General features: G+C 27.3%; 19 protein-coding genes. 9 read left to right on the top strand and 10 right to left on the bottom strand.

The annotated features are described in order from the left end of the window. The first annotated feature begins 31 nt into the window (after positions 1-31). The 3 genes from IC219_RS07080 to IC219_RS07070 are packed head-to-tail and all read left to right on the top strand — an operon-like array spanning position 32 to position 2,372. Entirely contained in the window at positions 32-1,039 is a 1,008-nt protein-coding gene (locus tag IC219_RS07080) for an ABC transporter substrate-binding protein (protein ID WP_227831340.1), read from the top strand. Then, positions 1,008-1,775: an ABC transporter permease subunit gene (locus IC219_RS07075; RefSeq protein ID WP_227433536.1), complete on the top strand. Its 768-nt coding sequence runs from the start codon at positions 1,008-1,010 to the stop codon at positions 1,773-1,775. Before IC219_RS07080 ends, IC219_RS07075 begins: the two co-directional genes overlap by 32 nt. Further along, positions 1,776-2,372, top strand: a complete 597-nt coding sequence (locus IC219_RS07070) for an ATP-binding cassette domain-containing protein (RefSeq protein WP_227831341.1) — start codon at positions 1,776-1,778, stop codon at positions 2,370-2,372. Between the two features lie 201 nt (positions 2,373-2,573). Here the strand turns inward: IC219_RS07070 and IC219_RS07065 are convergent, their stop codons facing one another. The 8 genes from IC219_RS07065 to IC219_RS07030 form a co-directional block, all read right to left on the bottom strand. Continuing rightward, a complete protein-coding gene (locus IC219_RS07065) occupies positions 2,574-2,723 on the bottom strand; it encodes a type I toxin-antitoxin system toxin (protein ID WP_227433538.1) in 150 nt (49 codons plus the stop codon). Positions 2,724-3,079: 356 nt separating this feature from the next. Then, positions 3,080-3,661, bottom strand: coding sequence for a 4Fe-4S binding protein (locus IC219_RS07060; RefSeq protein WP_227433539.1), 582 nt, complete (start codon positions 3,659-3,661; stop codon positions 3,080-3,082). Continuing rightward, positions 3,654-3,884: a 4Fe-4S dicluster-binding protein gene (locus IC219_RS07055; protein ID WP_227824657.1), complete on the bottom strand. Its 231-nt coding sequence runs from the start codon at positions 3,882-3,884 to the stop codon at positions 3,654-3,656. Before IC219_RS07055 ends, IC219_RS07060 begins: the two co-directional genes overlap by 8 nt. Before the next feature lie 250 nt (positions 3,885-4,134). Beyond that, positions 4,135-4,410 carry a Mor transcription activator family protein gene (locus tag IC219_RS07050; RefSeq protein WP_227433541.1) on the bottom strand — a complete coding sequence of 92 codons (276 nt, stop codon included), beginning with the start codon at positions 4,408-4,410 and terminating at the stop codon, positions 4,135-4,137. A 66-nt stretch (positions 4,411-4,476) separates the two neighbouring features. Next, positions 4,477-5,778 (bottom strand): DnaB-like helicase C-terminal domain-containing protein, encoded by a 1,302-nt coding sequence (locus IC219_RS07045; protein ID WP_227433542.1) that lies wholly within the window; start codon positions 5,776-5,778, stop codon positions 4,477-4,479. A gap of 272 nt (positions 5,779-6,050) precedes the next feature. After that, entirely contained in the window at positions 6,051-7,445 is a 1,395-nt protein-coding gene (locus IC219_RS07040) for a conserved phage C-terminal domain-containing protein (protein ID WP_227831342.1), read from the bottom strand. A 452-nt stretch (positions 7,446-7,897) separates the two neighbouring features. Beyond that, positions 7,898-8,155, bottom strand: a complete 258-nt coding sequence (locus IC219_RS07035; protein ID WP_227433544.1) for a Mor transcription activator family protein — start codon at positions 8,153-8,155, stop codon at positions 7,898-7,900. A gap of 314 nt (positions 8,156-8,469) precedes the next feature. Continuing rightward, entirely contained in the window at positions 8,470-9,240 is a 771-nt protein-coding gene (locus IC219_RS07030; protein WP_227831343.1) for a nucleoside phosphorylase, read from the bottom strand. A gap of 247 nt (positions 9,241-9,487) precedes the next feature. On the opposite strand from IC219_RS07030, the gene IC219_RS07025 reads away from it, so the two are divergent. The 6 genes from IC219_RS07025 (at position 9,488) to IC219_RS07000 (ending at position 13,056) form a co-directional block, all read left to right on the top strand. Next, positions 9,488-9,709 carry a DUF1659 domain-containing protein gene (locus tag IC219_RS07025; protein WP_227433546.1) on the top strand — a complete coding sequence of 74 codons (222 nt, stop codon included), beginning with the start codon at positions 9,488-9,490 and terminating at the stop codon, positions 9,707-9,709. A gap of 309 nt (positions 9,710-10,018) precedes the next feature. Further along, positions 10,019-10,243: a DUF2922 domain-containing protein gene (locus IC219_RS07020; protein ID WP_227433547.1), complete on the top strand. Its 225-nt coding sequence runs from the start codon at positions 10,019-10,021 to the stop codon at positions 10,241-10,243. 16 nt (positions 10,244-10,259) lie between these two features. Next, positions 10,260-10,409 carry a YvrJ family protein gene (locus IC219_RS07015; RefSeq protein WP_227433548.1) on the top strand — a complete coding sequence of 50 codons (150 nt, stop codon included), beginning with the start codon at positions 10,260-10,262 and terminating at the stop codon, positions 10,407-10,409. 256 nt (positions 10,410-10,665) lie between these two features. Then, positions 10,666-11,103 carry a LytTR family DNA-binding domain-containing protein gene (locus IC219_RS07010; protein WP_227831344.1) on the top strand — a complete coding sequence of 146 codons (438 nt, stop codon included), beginning with the start codon at positions 10,666-10,668 and terminating at the stop codon, positions 11,101-11,103. A 251-nt stretch (positions 11,104-11,354) separates the two neighbouring features. Next, positions 11,355-12,128: a CPBP family intramembrane metalloprotease gene (locus IC219_RS07005; RefSeq protein WP_227831345.1), complete on the top strand. Its 774-nt coding sequence runs from the start codon at positions 11,355-11,357 to the stop codon at positions 12,126-12,128. Positions 12,129-12,228: 100 nt separating this feature from the next. Next, entirely contained in the window at positions 12,229-13,056 is an 828-nt protein-coding gene (locus IC219_RS07000) for a MerR family transcriptional regulator (protein ID WP_227831346.1), read from the top strand. A 1,332-nt stretch (positions 13,057-14,388) separates the two neighbouring features. Here IC219_RS07000 and IC219_RS06995 read toward each other — a convergent pair. Further along, on the bottom strand, positions 14,389-16,131 hold the full coding sequence (locus IC219_RS06995) for an ABC transporter ATP-binding protein (protein ID WP_227433552.1): 1,743 nt from the start codon (positions 16,129-16,131) through the stop codon (positions 14,389-14,391). Further along, positions 16,118-16,789, bottom strand: coding sequence for an ABC transporter ATP-binding protein (locus IC219_RS06990; RefSeq protein ID WP_227433553.1), 672 nt, complete (start codon positions 16,787-16,789; stop codon positions 16,118-16,120). The genes IC219_RS06995 and IC219_RS06990 overlap by 14 nt, the downstream gene beginning before the upstream one ends. Position 16,790 lies beyond the last annotated feature (1 nt).

The raw sequence follows: 16,790 nt of genomic DNA, 5'->3' as shown, positions 1-16,790 counted from the left end.
ATATAAAATTAAATACTAGGAGGAAGGTTTTATGAAAAAGAAATTATCAATATTATTACTGGCATCATTAATAATAATTTCATTGGTAGGTTGTGCATCAAACCCACCAGAAAAACAAACAAAAGAAGAAACTAAAGTAGTTGCAAAGGTGACAGCACTAAAAGGTCCTACAGGAATGGGAATGGTTAAGATGATTGGCGATGAAAAGGATAAAAAAGAAAAAGATTATGAATTTTCAATAGCAAATTCTGTTGACGAAATTACACCTAAGCTTGTGAATAAAGAACTAGATATTGCTGCTATTCCCGCAAATCTATCATCTGTTTTATATAATAATAGCAATGGTGAAATAGAAACACTAGCCATTAATACTTTAGGAGTTTTATACATAATTGAGAATGGAAATTCTATAAACAATGTAAATGATTTAAAAGGCAAAACTATTTATTCTAGTGGTAAAGGCTCTACTCCTGAATATGCTTTGAATTACATATTGAAAGAAAATGGAATTGACCCAACTAAAGATGTCAACATAGAATACAAATCAGAACATACAGAATGTTTGGCGGCATTATTAAACGATAAAAATGGAATAGCACTACTTCCCCAACCTTTTGTAACAACAGCATTGACTAAGAGTGATAACTTAAGAGTAGCTTTGGATTTGACAAAAGAATGGGATACTTTAAATAAAGATAAAAATACTGAAAGTGCTTTAGTAACAGGAGTTGTTGTTGCACGAAAAGAGTTTGTTGATAAATATCCAGAAAAGGTTAAAAGTTTCTTAGAAGAATATAAGGAATCAGTTGATTTTACAAACAATAATATAGAAGAAGCTTCAAAACTTATTGAGGAAAATGAAATAGTTCCAGCACAGATAGCAAAAAAAGCAATTCCAAAGTGTAATATAACATTTATAGAAGGTAATACAATGAAAGATAAATTAAGTGGATACTTACAAGTACTTTATGATGCTAATCCAAAGTCAATAGGAGGAAAGATGCCAGGTGAAGATTTCTACTATACACAAGAAAATTAGTAAAACTCATATACTAGCAATAATCTTTTGGCTTATCGTTTGGCAAATAAGTAGTATGATAATTGGTCAGGAGATACTTTTAGTATCTCCTTTTTCATCTTTGAAAAGGTTATTCGAATTATCTATGAAGTTTGAGTTTTGGCAATCTATACTCTTTTCTTTTCTGAAAATAACAACAGGATTTATATTAGCCTTTATCATTGGAATAATATCTGCCATAATAGCATCTAATAAAAAAAATTTTAGGATACTTATTGAACCCTTAATACTTACAATACAATCTATACCAGTAGCTTCGTTCATAATATTATCTCTAATATGGATATCTTCAAAGAACCTGTCTATTTTTATATCCTTCTTGATGGTATTGCCAGTGGTATATAGAAATATCCTAGATGGAATAAATAGTATATCTAGAGAGTTAAATGATATGGCAAAAGTATTTAAAGTCAGTAAGATAAAAAAAATAAGGTACATATATTTGTCTGAGGTAGCACCATATCTAAGAGCAGCATGTAGTGTTTCTTTAGGTCTATGTTGGAAATCTGGAATAGCAGCAGAGATAATAGGAATGCCTGCTAATTCTATAGGTGAAAACTTATACAAAGCTAAAGTATACTTAAATACACCAGATTTATTTGCATGGACTATAGTTATCATTATAATAAGTATTTGCTTTCAAAAGGGATTTTTATCATTAATAGACTATTTATTAAAAAGATTGGAGATAAACTAAATGGATATAGTAATTGAGAATCTAAGTAAAAAATATAATGATAAGGTTGTTTTAGATAATTTTAATAATGTATTTAAAGATAATGCTATCTCATTTATAACAGGAACCTCTGGTATTGGTAAGACAACATTGATAAGAATATTAATGGGTTTGGAGAAAGCAGATAGCGGAAAAATTGTAGGTATTAGTAATAAAAAGATTAGTGCAGTATTCCAAGATGATAGTTTGTGTGAAAATCTAAGTGTGTCATTGAATATAAAGTTGGTATGTGAAAATCTGGGTAATTCAGAAATTGAAAGTGCCTTAGAGGTATTAGACTTAAATGATTGTATGAATAAAAGAGTAAGGGAATTAAGTGGTGGTATGAAAAGAAGGGTTGCAATATTAAGAGCTTTATTATATGATTTTGACTTGCTTATAATGGATGAGCCATTTAAAGGGCTGGATACAGAAACTAAGTATAAGGTTATGGATTTTGTAATAAGAAAGATGGAAAACAAGAGTGCTATAATAATTACTCATGATATGGATGATATAAAATACTTTAGAAATCATGAAAAGTTAATAATTGATTTTAAAATGCCTTCAATATATTGATTTTAAAATCAACTAAAGTTTTTATATGAATGTTATTTCAAACTTACTAATTCTGTATACCAAAAAGGCTGTAGGCAAATTTATTTTTACATAAAAAAGTACCTGCGATTAAAACAAGTACTTTACATATTTTTTCTAATTTGTGATATAATAAAAGCAAGAAGAACTACAATCTATTTGCAGTAGAGTGGAGTTCGTAAATTAGTGTTTCTTTTTGAACTTAATCTTTAGTTCAAAACTAAAGTCACTCCTGCCAGAGTGGCTTTTTACTTTTTTAAACAATTTATCAGTTAAGTAAACTATTAAACTGGCAACTAAACTTGCTAGTACACCTTGTAAAAAATTATCCACACATACTCACCTCCCTTCTATACGTTGGGAGGATAACCTTTTGTATGAACTCCACTCTATAAATTGTAGATTACATCTTCTTGCTAAAACTATTATAACATATAATTCCTACATATTTTACCTATTATATAGTTATTTTCCTATCTCCTTCACCCTCTTTTTCTTTCCCTTTCTGCCTCTTTCATTGCTTTATATTCTATCTTATTATTTAATTATTATTGCTATCTAAATTCCTTGTATCTACTCTTTTTAATTTTTCTACTTAATTAATGCTCTTACACATAAAAAAGAAGCATAGACAAGTTTATTTTATACAAACTCTATCTATACTCCTTACATATTCACATAAACTCTATCTATATAGACTTACTCTTTGCCTTACATATCATCTGAGTCATAGTACCCATAGGACAATAAACACACCATGAACGAGGCTTAAATAGTATCATCGTAATCAATCCAAGAACAGTCGATGTAAGCATAACACTATAAAAACCAAACGCAAACTGTACCACCCAAGGTGAAACTAAAGTCCCATGATATGCCCATTGCCAAGGCATCTTTATAGTCCAAAGCAAAGTCACTACCTCTTTAAAATTTCTACTACCCTCAAACACTAGATAAGTTGAAAAAAGCATATTAGCGAACATAACCATAAAAAATGTCAAAAAACCATATCTAAACCACTTACTTCTAATAAATTTAGGAATATCTTTATTTCTTGACAACTTTAATTTATTTCCAAGCAAATTAAACAGCTGTCCTCTTCCACAATACTTATTGCAGTACGCTTTATTTCCTTTAATAATAGAAATAAGCAATGGAACAAAGAAACAAATTAACCCAATCCAAGCGAAAATAATATTTACAAATCCCAATATCAAATATATAGAAGAAAAAATCCATAAATAGTCATACCAGTGTTTTTTATTATTCATGACACTTACCTTCTTCCTCTTTTAATATTGTTATAATCTCAATCACAGATGCTGGACATACCTTCTTACAAATACCACATCCTACACATAAGTCTTTATCAATTTTTGCACTAATACCATATGGTACTGAGATAGCTCTCCTTGGACAGACTTTTATACAGCTACCACAGGCTACACACTCATTTTCTAAAATATTTGCATACTTCTTTTTTTTATTAGACATAATAACCTCCCTGTATTATTAATCTATAAGAATTATAACAATATATTTACTTTTTATCTGTGACTTAATCACATAAGATATCGAGATTAGAAATTATACTCTAATTGTAGAAGGATTTTAAGTAAATAAGCGACATTGAGTTGTTCAAATAATCATAACTTTATACACATTCTTACTCTATTATTCACAGTTTAAACTTAATTATAGTCGTAACTTTATACACATCACACTTACCTTATCCACAATATATCTATTTTTTTCTAACAATGTACCTGACATTAATAACACTCATATCAAACATTCTAGCTAATTCCATATAATTTTTTCCATTAAACAATTTAATCATAAGCTCATTTCTAGCCTCTTTTAAAGCACCCTCCACTGTCTTAATATAAAAATATGTTCCCCCACTTTGTTGACACAATTTCAGATACTCCAATAAATTATACTTATGTAACTCCTTTGGAATACTCACTTCTATATTGTGTTCTTCAAGCAATTCTATGATTTCCTCTAATTCTAACATCTTTTCACCTCATATTTTATATTATTTTTCGACTTTCAATAAGCTTGTTATGGCTATCTCATTACTCTAATAATTTAGTTCTTGAAAATGCAACCTATCCCCATAGTAACAAAAATGCTTATGCCTAGTCTGTCCATCCCTACACTTCGCAACTATTAAATCAACAATCTTAATTCCCCTGTACTCTGCTTCTCTAACTAATTCCTCACTTTCTCTTATATCTTTTACTGCTTCTTCATAATCACTCCCTTTTAATTGATGTATATAAACCACATTGTTGCTATCGTGGTAGATGGCTTTACTATCCCTCATAGGTCTATCTCCATAAGGTCTAAAATCTTTCATTTCATCATTTAATTGACTTAACTGAATTATTGGTATATCAAAATCCAAAGTCATACTTTTTAATTCTCTAGAAAAAGTGGCTACTTCTCTTTCTCTTTTTTCCATACTTTTTTGAGATGTAAGAAGTTGCACATAATCAACAATTAATAAGTCTGGCTTTATTTGCCTTATCCTCTTTCTAATTGCACTGATTGTGTCTATCTTGTCATTTATATAAATTAAGTTATTCTCACGTAAATCTCCTATTGCATTTACAATTAGTTTCCAATCACTTTCACTTATCTCTTTAGATTTCATATTTCTTGTACTTACTCCTGTTATCTTGCATATATTTCTCATAAACACTTGCTCACTTGTCATTTCTCTACTTATAAATAGAGTCTTTTTCCCTTGCTTGGCCGAATTTAACATTATTTGAAGAGCTAAAGCAGTCTTTCCAACCCCTGATTTAGCTGCTATTGTCGTTAGCTCTCCTTTAAAAAGACCTCCTATAGTCGAATCAAGTAAACTTATCCCAAACTTAAATCCAACATCCTTTTTACTTTCTAAAAAATCAAGGACTTTTTCTGCTATGCTATGTACATCATCATTTTCATAAGTATCTTTGTCCAAGATTTTTCTTATATTATTTTCAAATTTATAGATGCAAGTATCAATATTTTCTCCAAAGTTTATGCCTTCCAAGAGTCTTTGACAATTTTGATTTATGCTTCTTCTTGCTAAGTTTTCTTTTAAAATTTTTATATAACCATCAATACCAAAAGTTTGACCCCATGTAATTACACTAGTTAAACTACTCATTTTAATTGCTAAAGATTTCTCATCTATCTTTGATTTTACAGTTGCTACATCAATTATTATATTTTCTTTTCTAAGTTCTTTCATGATTTTAAATATTTCAATGCATGTAGAGTTCATAAACATATTTTCATTTAAGTCATCTAGTTTGTAGTTTAATTTATTGTCTAAAATAATTGTGCCTAAAATAGCCTGCTCTATTTCAACAGCTTTTGATTTAACCATATAAATTAATCTCGCTTTCCTCTTAAGTTTTATATTTTAATATTATTAAGTCTTTTATTTTTATATTAGATTGCAACGATATTGTCAGTTAGAAATATACTTTTAATTATAAAAGATATAAATATATTACTAGTTAGAAATGCATTATCAGCTATAAAAAGGTATAAATGCATGGTCAGTTGTAAAATGTGTAAATACATGTTAGCTAGAAACACATTATCATCTATAAAATATATAAATTCATTCCACCTATAAACGCATTATCAGACTAATTAAAATTCACAGATTGGATTCCAATACCTTGCATTTTCATGTTTTTTTCTTTCACGATTGCTGTCGTCATACGTGGTATAGTCAGAATACATATAATTATTACTGCTATTATTGTCGCTCTTTTTACACTGGTAAACATCACTTTGATTTTTTACAGATATGTTTTCATTAACATAGGATTCAAATTTATGGCTAAATAAGGTCTCTGGTCTTATATACATTTCCATTATGGTATCTTTCCACTTAGCTACTTTTACCTCAATAACTTTGTAGAAATCTTCTAAGACATAACCTTCCTTTAGTCTTTCGTTGATAAGTTTTATGCTCGTTGGAGAATTGATTTTAAAGTTTTTTCCTGTTTTTTTATTTAGCATATTTATAATGCTTTGCTGTATATTTTTTTTATTAAATTTATTTAAGGATTCTTTTTTATTTGTTACAAACTTATCTTCTTTTTGTGTATCATGAATATTATCAAAACCACTCTTTTTACCATCTCTATTCATGCTACTAAATACTTTACTATTACTTAATTTTATAGCATTTTTACTTTGATTATCTTCTATGTCATTTTTAGTTATTTTATCTATGTCATTACATGTTTCATTAAATCTAACATTTGAAGACCTCGATTTTAAATTAGAGTTTTCGATTTTAAGTTCTTCTCCAATAAGTGTTTTTTTGGTATAATCTTTAATTTTATTAGTTACATTAGTAAAATTAATAACAGATTTTTCAGAGTTGATATTTTCATTGTTGATATTTTCATTATTAGAGCTAGTATTTTTACCATGAGTTTTTATTCCACTAGAAGCTAAGTCATTGCTTTTTTTATTAGCAGAATTATTCTTACTACTTAATATACTACAGTCATCACAACTACTACATTCTGTATTATCATAAGCACTATTGTACTTTGACATTCCACCACCATAAATACAATCTTCATCAATACAACCTTTATTTTCAACATTTCCATAACTATACTCTAAATTACTGAATTCATAGTTCTCTACACTGTTATAGTTAAAATCTATAGTTTCATCACTATCAAGTAAATTCTCACTAGTACTATCAAATAAATCTTCACTAATTTCTGAACTGATATAGCTATATATAGAATGCATCTTCCCCCTTGTTCCCTTAGACACAAGCCTTATTACTCCTAAATCTGAAAACTCTCTTACAAGCCTACTTATAGTAGAAATAGAAAGTTGTAAATCTGTAGCAGTTCTTCTTACTGTCATATAAAATTGACCTCTTGGTAAAGTACCTTGCAATCTCTGTATATTTTCTTTTCTCATTATATAATGATTAAATCTTATTTTATTAATATCATTTGTTATATCAAAGCCTAATACTACTGAATTCAATTTATAAAATCCATTATTCATATCTACTAACCCCTTTTCTACTAATAAGTAATCATTTCTCAATAATTATTACTTTATATAGATAACATAAAGTTTAAATTTAAATATATATTTATTTTAATATATTTTAAATATACTTATTAATCCCTTAAAATCCCTATTTATATTCTTAAATATGCAAATATATTATGTCATATTTATTTATATTTTTTTATTTATATAGCTTATTTATTGTTTTTTCCCCTTTATACAAGCAATTGTATCATTTTGTTTATTTTTTATCCAACAAATATTTTCGACTATTTTTTTTGAATTCTCAATATATCTCCATTATTTAACAGAATATTTTATAGAATATACAATCTATTTAAATTAATAGGCAATAAATTTAGTAATTTTGTCTAAAAAAAACTTTATAAAATGTCTTTTACCTACTTCACACTTAATCTTTACAAAATACTTTGTATAACAACTTATATACTGTTTTCATTTATTATTCGCTTAATATTGCTTACACACATGTTGTGTTTAATGGCGAGCTCCCCATAATTAACCCCATTAAATTGTCTCACTATCTCCCTATTTCTTGCATATCTAAAAATCCCCTTACATGTAGGTATATAAGTGTTTGTACCTCCATACAATTTAGCAATCTCTACAAACTTATCAATACCCACTATTTCCACCATTGCATGAAACTGAACTGGTATATCTTCTAATTTTACTTTCATAAACTACACTCTCCTTTAAAATATTTTTAATAACTTTAGTAGCTTTAATAAAGATTTTAATGGTTTAAGAGTAAAATGTTAATATTGGACTTTTAACTTTTTTATTTACAGATTAAATTTAATAATTTTTTTAACATAAACCTTAGACTAAAACGAACACTTTTAAAGCATTTTTAATATAATAATATTTTTCCAGAAGGAGCATATAGCTATATATCACTTTTAAATTCAACAATAAAAAAAGCAGTAAACCTTAATCGATTTACTGCTTTGGTAATTTAAAATTAAAAAATACAAGTTAAAGCACTTTAAATTTACAACTTGATAGCACACTCCATTGCAAGCTCAAAAGTATGTACTTTTTGTGAAATAGGATGTATAGTTAATCCTCGTTGTTCCCATACATCTGAGTTTAGATTATCACAAGCATAAACAAACTGTGAAAATATAACATTTCTAAATTGTGCTGCGACAGCTACAGCAGCACATTCCATATCAACTGCAATACACCCCTGTGTCTTCCGTGTAAGTATTTTATTAGGTGTTTCACGATATGGAGCATCAGTAGTCCATATTTTACCTTTTATGTATGATAATCCTTTTCTTTTAAATACAGATTCAATAACTTTAACTCCATGTGGGTTAAGTATAATTTCATCAGAGGCTGGTTGATAATGATAACTTGTGCCCTCATCATGGATAGCTGATGTTGGAATGATTAGATACGCATCATCAATAGAATTGTCTAACACACCACATTCTCCACAGATAAATATCTTCTTTGCTCCTAACTCAACTAATTCTTCAAAGTTGGTTACACATGCTGTTGCACCTACCATAACCTGACAAATTCCAATTCTTACATTCTTGAAAAATACTTCATAAATTGGTATATCTCCAGCAACATTAATTAAACGACTTATTTTTTTACCATTATACTTTTCAACAATTGTTTGTACCATAGATTTTGAAAATTCACATACGATAGTCTCAGGAAAATGACAATCAGGTTTTTCTATTACATATTCTGGCATCAAAATCCCTCCCAAATCAGAGTCAAACTGTTCCAACAGAATTTCACTCACAATATAACCTCCTCTCAAAATTTAGTATAGCATATTGTTGTTCAATATCGTGTTCCTGTTCAACATATGGAGCATACAAACATTCAATCAATCATTAAAATATATATACTTATAAAGTTTTCTATAAGATTTTAACAAAAAATCTTAAGAAATTACGGTTTAACTCCTATATTATCTTATATGATACTATAGATTTAACAAAGAAAGTCGACAAATCTTTGAAATTAAATTTTTAGGAGGTAGTTTTATGGCAGTTGTTTCAACAAAAAATTTATCTAGTATAAAACTGAAATTGGATGCTGGTTTTGATGATAAGGGTAAGGCAGTTATTAAAAGTAAATCTTTCGCAAATGTAAAGGCAGAGGCATCAAATGATGATGTTTATGCAGTTGCAGAAGCAATCGCAAATCTTCAAGAAAATCCTATTGTAGATATTTTAAAACTAGATAGCACATCACTATCTAAATAGTAACTTTCAAATATAGTCTATACTAATGATTATAGTCTACATTAAAATTCATCAACTATTTATATATCATGTTCAATATATAATACACTTGATATTATATAAATTTAACAAATTATACACTTAATATATTGATACTTTAAGCAGTTTAATATCTTAAGTAATTTAAATATGTTCGTAAATTAAACATGTTAGTTATTTTAAATACTGCTTTGCTTTAAGTATAACAATACCAGAGTATTTTCTACCCTAACAATAATTAAAATACTTAAAGCAATTAAAAAAATAAATTATTATCGTGGAGGTAACTGTATGGAGATTAAGAAAAAATTAGTCATGAGTTTCAAGAATACAAAGGATAAACAAGTTTCTTTTTCTATAGAAAATCCAAAGGAGGACTTAACTGAAGAAAATATAAAATCTGCTATGGATTTGATAGTATCTAAAAATGTTTTTTCAGTTGGAGGATTTGACCTTGCTTCTGCTGTTGAAGCTAAGATTGTAGAAACTAATACTACTCCTTATGACCTAGTTTAGGATGGGAGGTAATTTTATGGATGATAGTTTACAATTGTTAATAACTAATGTTGGTTTTCCTATAGCTCTATCCATGTATTTATTGGTTAGAATTGAGGGCAAATTGAACACACTATCTAACAGCATTGATGTACTATCTAAAAATATTTTGACATTTGAGAAGTAATTTGACAACATATGTAAGTCATAAGATAGGTCTATTTGTATAATAATTAGAGATATTCTATGAAAAGTACTACGATATTTGGATAACATTTCCAAATAGTCGTAGTATTTTTTCGAATTTTACCACTTTAAATTTGAATTTTACTATTTTAAATTTGAATTTAACTGTACTTAATTTGAAATTTAGCACTCATCTAGTTGGACTCAATAAAATATAATGCTATTCTAATGACAGTAATAAAATGAGGTGATAATTAATGAAAATACATGTCGAACAATCCACTAATTTTGATGATATTGAAATAATTATAAAATGCTCTACCATTGACAATAATATTGAAAAAATAATTTCACTACTAAATACACCATTACTAGATATAAATGGTAAAAAAGCAGGAGAAATTTATAAGCTTAATATTTGCGATATTTTATACTTTGAGACAGTTGGCAATAAGACATTTGCTTACTATAAAGATGATGTATTTGAAGTTGACCTAAAAATATATGAATTATCAAACCGATTACACAATACATCTTTTTTACGAATATCTAAATCTATGATTTTAAATATGGATTACCTAGAAAGTATAAAAGTAATATCACATAATCGCATGCAAGCTACTTTATCAAATAATGAAAAAGTTATTATAAATCGCCGTTACATAAAAAATATTAGAGATAAGCTAAATATTTAATAAAAATTATAAAAATCGAAAATATTTTATTAATATCACTAATTATCTACTTATTAATCAACTTTATAGTCAAAATAAAATAAATATAAATTAAACCACTATTAACAAAATGAAAGGATAGTGAACATAAGATGCAATTATATAATCCCCATTTTAATTCAGATAAAAATTTAATTTTTTTCTTTACAAGCACTCTATTATGGACTTGGTTATTTAGCTTTACACCTGTATTATTAGGAGTTACAAATACCATGCTTGGAAAACTTCTTTTTTACTTCGCATATACAGCCCCTTCTGTCATAGGGCTACTTTTTATTTTCACAATATATCCAAATAGCGCAAGAAAAGATTTTCTTTACAGGAGCTTTAGCTTCAAAGAAATAGGAGTAAAATGGCCATTATTAACAGTACTCTTTTTTGCTTTAATTGTAATTTGTTCTTTGCTAATAGGAAAATATTTTCATCTAGAAATTAATGATGTGGATTGGATGCACATAGCTATTTATACACCTTATAAAATACCAATTATGCTATTTATAAGCTTTATACTAAGTATACTTAGCCAAGGATTTGGATGGATAGGGTATTCTCTTGATAAATTATTAGTCAGATTTGGATTTACAGGTGCTTCAATTATTTTAGGTACTATTTGTGGAGTTTGGTATTTGGGATGGTATCTTACACCTGGTCAAATCCCATATAATCTACTGCAATACTCTTTATTTGATGCACTTTTATTTATACCATCTACTATACTTCTAAACTTTGTTATTACATTTGTATATATTAATACACATAGAAGTATTTTAGCAGGTGGATTTGTACATATGATGTGTGACTTCTTTACCATTCAACTATATTCTTACTACCCTATTGAAGCCTATGTAATGGCTCAATATGTAAAAATAATATTTTGCCTCATATTAATTATTTACATAATTTCTTCTACTAAATTTAAACAGAAAATTAATTCTGAAATTGAGAAGATAAAATCAGACGAATTTGAATTTGAGTTAGACTGCTGATTATAGATTAAACTGATAATTAAATGCATTTTCCTAAACACTTGAAGTATACAAAAACAAAATATATACTGATTATAAGTGAGAAGGGGGTCATATTTTCATGTTTAAAATTGGAGAATTTTCAAAACTAACACAAGTCTCTATTCGAATGTTACGTTATTATGATGAACTTGGTATTCTAAAACCAGCAAAGATAGATAAATACACAGGTTATCGCCTATACTCTGCTGACCAAATTTCAACTTTACAAAGAATTATTTTACTAAGAGATTCAAAATTTACTGTTTCAGAGATATCAAATATTATTCATAATTGGAACGACGAACTTGTGATTAAAGAATTGAATCGAAAAAAAATTGAAATACAAGATGAAGTTAAAAAAGAACAACAAAGAATAAATAATATTAATAAATTGATTAAGGCTATAGATGACAATAAAGATGAGATTCATTACAATGTTATCTTTAAGGAAATTCCCAGTTATAAGATTATCTCGTTTAGAGAAATAATTCCAGACTATCACCATGAAGGTATACTGTGGGAAAAATTATATGAATTTATTAAAGAAGAACATATAGAAATATCCCACCAAGCAAGCAACAATATAGCACTTTATCATGATGAAGAACTGAAAGATTGTGGTGTAGATATAGAGGTTGGAACGGTTGTAAAAAAATTAGGAAAAAACAAATCTGGATTTATATATCGTGAGACAGAGGCAGTTGATATGATGGCATGTAGTATGGTATATGGCCCATATGAAAATATAGCTGGTGGGTATGAGTCATTTGCTTACTGGCTGGATAAAAATAGTGATTATAAAATGTCTGGTATCAATAGGCAAATTGGTCATAAAGGGGTTCATAATGAGGAAAATCCTGAAAACTATCTTACAGAAATTCAGATACCAGTAATAAAATTTAAATAGATTTCAATATAAATATTTACATATTAATGTTAAAGGTCTTATTATACATCTTAATAAGACCTTTGAATATTCTGTTATAGCTTACACCCACTTATGTATAACTGTTATAGCTCAAACTTTGAAGTCAAAATCTCTCTCTAGACCTTTTTAATTTAGGTATCTCAAAGTAATATCTTTTTTTTGAATACGACTAATTCTCGAGTTAAATAAGAACTTAATTATGGTATATATAATATTTAGCAAAATAAAAATAAACAAAATTACAAATATATTACATTGAAAAGGAATATATTCATTTGTTGATAAAGATAAACTTTTATGAATGAACTTACAGATTTCAATACTTGGTATAAGTAAAATGATAAAAGCAAACACCCAATAATACAGCCTAATATTTGGCATATTACAGCGCTAGTACGATTTGAAACATTATTCTCTTCAAGTTTAGCTATTCGTTCTGATATATTTTGTATATGGGCTTTTCCTATCTCTGGTATCTCTGTTATATTGTTTGTATAAATACCATTGTAAGAGTTTTGTGATAGATTTAATAGTTTTTTCAAATTACTTTTTGATGTGTATATAGAATCATTATCTGCATTTTGTGCAATATCGTAAACATGAAGTGATATTTCTATATTATTTTTATTATCTACAGAAAAATATCAAGTTGAATGAACTCCTGTAAATCATGTATTTAACAAGACAATTATAAAAAAACTGCCCCCTACTACCCTCCTTAAAAACTAGCACTCCATTGACATATAAAAGCTTTCGTGATAGTACCTAAACGTGTATTAAACACGTTTAATTTTTTTATGAGGAATTCTTAAGGGGAAAAATAAATCTGGATTTATATATCATTAGGCAGAAGCAGTTGATATGGTGGCATGTAGTATGTCTATGGTCTATATGAAAATATAGCTGCTGGGTAATAAGTCATTCGCTTACTGGCTAGATAAAAATAGTGATTATAAAATGTCTCTCTAAGCTCACAAGATACCTTCCTAAATGTAAAAAAGCTATACACATCCCAATACCGAGCAGATGTATAGCTTCTTTGTTTTAATTACTCTGTTTTTGTTTATTTATAACAACTATTTATGTAACTTTCAGACATTTACTAAAATATATTAATTATTTGTTTACATTTGTCTAAAATTAATATACAAACTCTTTTCTAGTTAAACCAGTTACATAATTTATATTTCATCAAATACTTTAGTAAGCATATATGTATACAAGATTATGTTTATCCTTAATATAACTTATTATGAACTTCACTCTATAGATTAACTTTAATGTATAATTTTTCTCTGAATATCATTATATTTATACGAAGTCTGCAGTTTCAACTAACCTATTATACAAACCATCTTCACTTAAAAGTTCCTTATCATTTCCAGATTCTATTACCTTGCCTTTATCTAATACATATATATTATCAGCACTCTTAATTGTTGAAAGTCTATGAGCTATTATAATAACTATCTTATCCTCTATATACTCTTTCAAGTTGTTCAATATCTCTTTTTGTGAAATATTATCTAATGCTGAAGTTGCTTCATCCAAAATAAGTACCTTTTTATTACTTACTAATGCTCTAGCAATTGATATACGTTGTTTTTGTCCTCCTGATATTTTGACTCCCTTTTCTCCTACTACTTCATCCAATCCCTTATCTAGATTCTCTATAAACTCATATAAACAAGTAACTTTTAATATCTTATTTAATTCTTCATCTTTTATTTTATTATTTAGTACTATATTATTTTTTATTGTATCATCAAATATAAATTGATTTTGAGTTACTATATCAATACTATTTCTTAATGATTTTAAATTAATATCCTTTATATTAACATCACCTATTAATATATCACCTTCATTTATATCCCAAAGTCGATATATTAGATTTGTTATTGTTGATTTACCACATCCACTTCCACCAACAATTCCAGTTACGTCTCCTTCTTCAAACTCTAAATTTATATTATTTAAGACAGTATTTGAATCATCATTGTATCTAAATGATACATTTTTAAAGTTTATCTTTTTAATTTCGTTATTATCTATTTTATATCCATTATTATCGACTTTAATATCTATCTCTTCATCTATTACTGAAAATACTCTATCAATAGATACTTTCGATTGTGCTATTCTAGTATTCGCCCTTACAATAGCTATACATGGTCCAATTAACATTCCTGTGTATTGTTGAAATGCTATTAATTCTCCCATTGTCATCTTATTATTTATTATTTTATATCCACCAAGTCCATATATTAATATTGTTATCAATCCTGTTAGTACTTGGGATATAGCTATATTACTACTAATAATCAAGTTTAAATTTAAATCTTTTTTTATTAAAGCTCTTTCTCTTTTTAAATATTTATTAAAGAAGTTCATCTTTGAATTTAATATCACAATATCCATAATGTTAGATACATACTCTTGAATCAAATTTGATAAACTTCCCGAATCACTCCTTATCTCATAAATTTTCCTAGATATAAGTTTTGTCATTTTATTTTGAGAAAATGTTAATATCAACTGTAAAAATAAAACTACTAAAAATAAATCAAACTGCAAATTAACCAAGAAAACTAATGATATTAAAGCTTTAAACACATTGACTACAATATCAAATATAATCTCTGCTCCAAAATTTTCTATCATAAATATATCACTTTCCATAATAGATAATATATTACCTGTTTTCTTACTTGAGTAATATCTCCCAGAAAGTTTTGATATATGGTTGAGTAATTTTACTTTTAGATTTATAGTAACTTTATTTTTTATTGAAGTATATAAATATGATAGTATAACATCAAATGTAGCTGATAATACCCTTATAAAAATATATATAAATACTAAATTTATAAGTAGCGAAATATTCTTATTTCCTATCCCATCATCTATTATATATCTAGTTATTTGAGGTATTATAATATCCACACCAGCAATTATAAAAACCATTATAAATGATGCTATTAGCTTAATCTTATTTTTATGTATTATTATATTTAGTATTCTAAATAAATTGTTATTACTAATTCTTTTCATCTATTTTACCATCTTTTATAGTTATAACTCTGTCAGCTGTCTTTGCAATATTATCATTATGAGTTATCATAACTAGTGTTTGTCTGTACTCTTTAACACACCATTCAAGCATATTCATAACTTCATTTGTTGTCTTACTATCTAAGTTACCAGTAGGCTCATCTGCAAATATAACTGATGGTCTATTGGATAATGCTCTCGCTATTGCAACTCTTTGTTGTTGACCTCCTGATAGCTCATTAGGATATTTCTTTATTTGTTTTTCAATCCCTAATTTGTTAATTAATCCCATAACATACTCTTTGTCTTCTTTCTTACCATCAAGTGATACTGGAAGTACTATATTATCATATACATTTATAACTGGTATTAAATTGTAACTTTGAAATATGAAGCCGAATTCTTGTCTTCTTATTTCAGATAGTTTATTATCATTTAACGTATATAAATCTACATCATCTAAGTACACATTGCCTAAAGTTGGCTTATCTAACCCTGCAACACAGTGAAGTAGTGTACTTTTACCAGAACCACTTGCCCCTACAATAGCAGTAAATTTGTGAGGCTCTATTTCCAAATCTACACCATCAAGAGCCCTAACTTCACTCTCACCTTTTCCATATATTTTTTTTAAATCTTTTACTCTAAGTATTTTCATA

The sequence above is a fragment of the Clostridioides sp. ES-W-0018-02 genome, from assembly GCF_020658175.1.
Classification (GTDB): Bacteria; Bacillota; Clostridia; order Peptostreptococcales; family Peptostreptococcaceae; genus Clostridioides.
This window is presented reverse-complemented; position numbering and strand designations above follow the sequence as displayed.

Excerpts from the sequence above, each read along its gene's own strand:
- IC219_RS07020 (WP_227433547.1), top strand. The coding sequence starts at position 10,019 with ATGGAGATTAAGAAAAAATTAGTCATGAGTTTCAAGAATACAAAGGAT.
- IC219_RS07010 (WP_227831344.1), top strand. The coding sequence starts at position 10,666 with ATGAAAATACATGTCGAACAATCCACTAATTTTGATGATATTGAAATA.
- IC219_RS07000 (WP_227831346.1), top strand. The coding sequence starts at position 12,229 with ATGTTTAAAATTGGAGAATTTTCAAAACTAACACAAGTCTCTATTCGA.
- IC219_RS07045 (WP_227433542.1), bottom strand. The coding sequence starts at position 5,778 with ATGGTTAAATCAAAAGCTGTTGAAATAGAGCAGGCTATTTTAGGCACA.
- IC219_RS07080 (WP_227831340.1), top strand. The coding sequence starts at position 32 with ATGAAAAAGAAATTATCAATATTATTACTGGCATCATTAATAATAATT.
- IC219_RS07025 (WP_227433546.1), top strand. The coding sequence starts at position 9,488 with ATGGCAGTTGTTTCAACAAAAAATTTATCTAGTATAAAACTGAAATTG.
- IC219_RS07070 (WP_227831341.1), top strand. The coding sequence starts at position 1,776 with ATGGATATAGTAATTGAGAATCTAAGTAAAAAATATAATGATAAGGTT.
- IC219_RS07055 (WP_227824657.1), bottom strand. The coding sequence starts at position 3,884 with ATGTCTAATAAAAAAAAGAAGTATGCAAATATTTTAGAAAATGAGTGT.
- IC219_RS07040 (WP_227831342.1), bottom strand. The coding sequence starts at position 7,445 with ATGAATAATGGATTTTATAAATTGAATTCAGTAGTATTAGGCTTTGAT.
- IC219_RS07035 (WP_227433544.1), bottom strand. The coding sequence starts at position 8,155 with ATGAAAGTAAAATTAGAAGATATACCAGTTCAGTTTCATGCAATGGTG.
- IC219_RS06990 (WP_227433553.1), bottom strand. The coding sequence starts at position 16,789 with ATGAAAATACTTAGAGTAAAAGATTTAAAAAAAATATATGGAAAAGGT.
- IC219_RS07050 (WP_227433541.1), bottom strand. The coding sequence starts at position 4,410 with ATGTTAGAATTAGAGGAAATCATAGAATTGCTTGAAGAACACAATATA.
- IC219_RS07005 (WP_227831345.1), top strand. The coding sequence starts at position 11,355 with ATGCTTGGAAAACTTCTTTTTTACTTCGCATATACAGCCCCTTCTGTC.
- IC219_RS06995 (WP_227433552.1), bottom strand. The coding sequence starts at position 16,131 with ATGAAAAGAATTAGTAATAACAATTTATTTAGAATACTAAATATAATA.
- IC219_RS07015 (WP_227433548.1), top strand. The coding sequence starts at position 10,260 with ATGGATGATAGTTTACAATTGTTAATAACTAATGTTGGTTTTCCTATA.
- IC219_RS07060 (WP_227433539.1), bottom strand. The coding sequence starts at position 3,661 with ATGAATAATAAAAAACACTGGTATGACTATTTATGGATTTTTTCTTCT.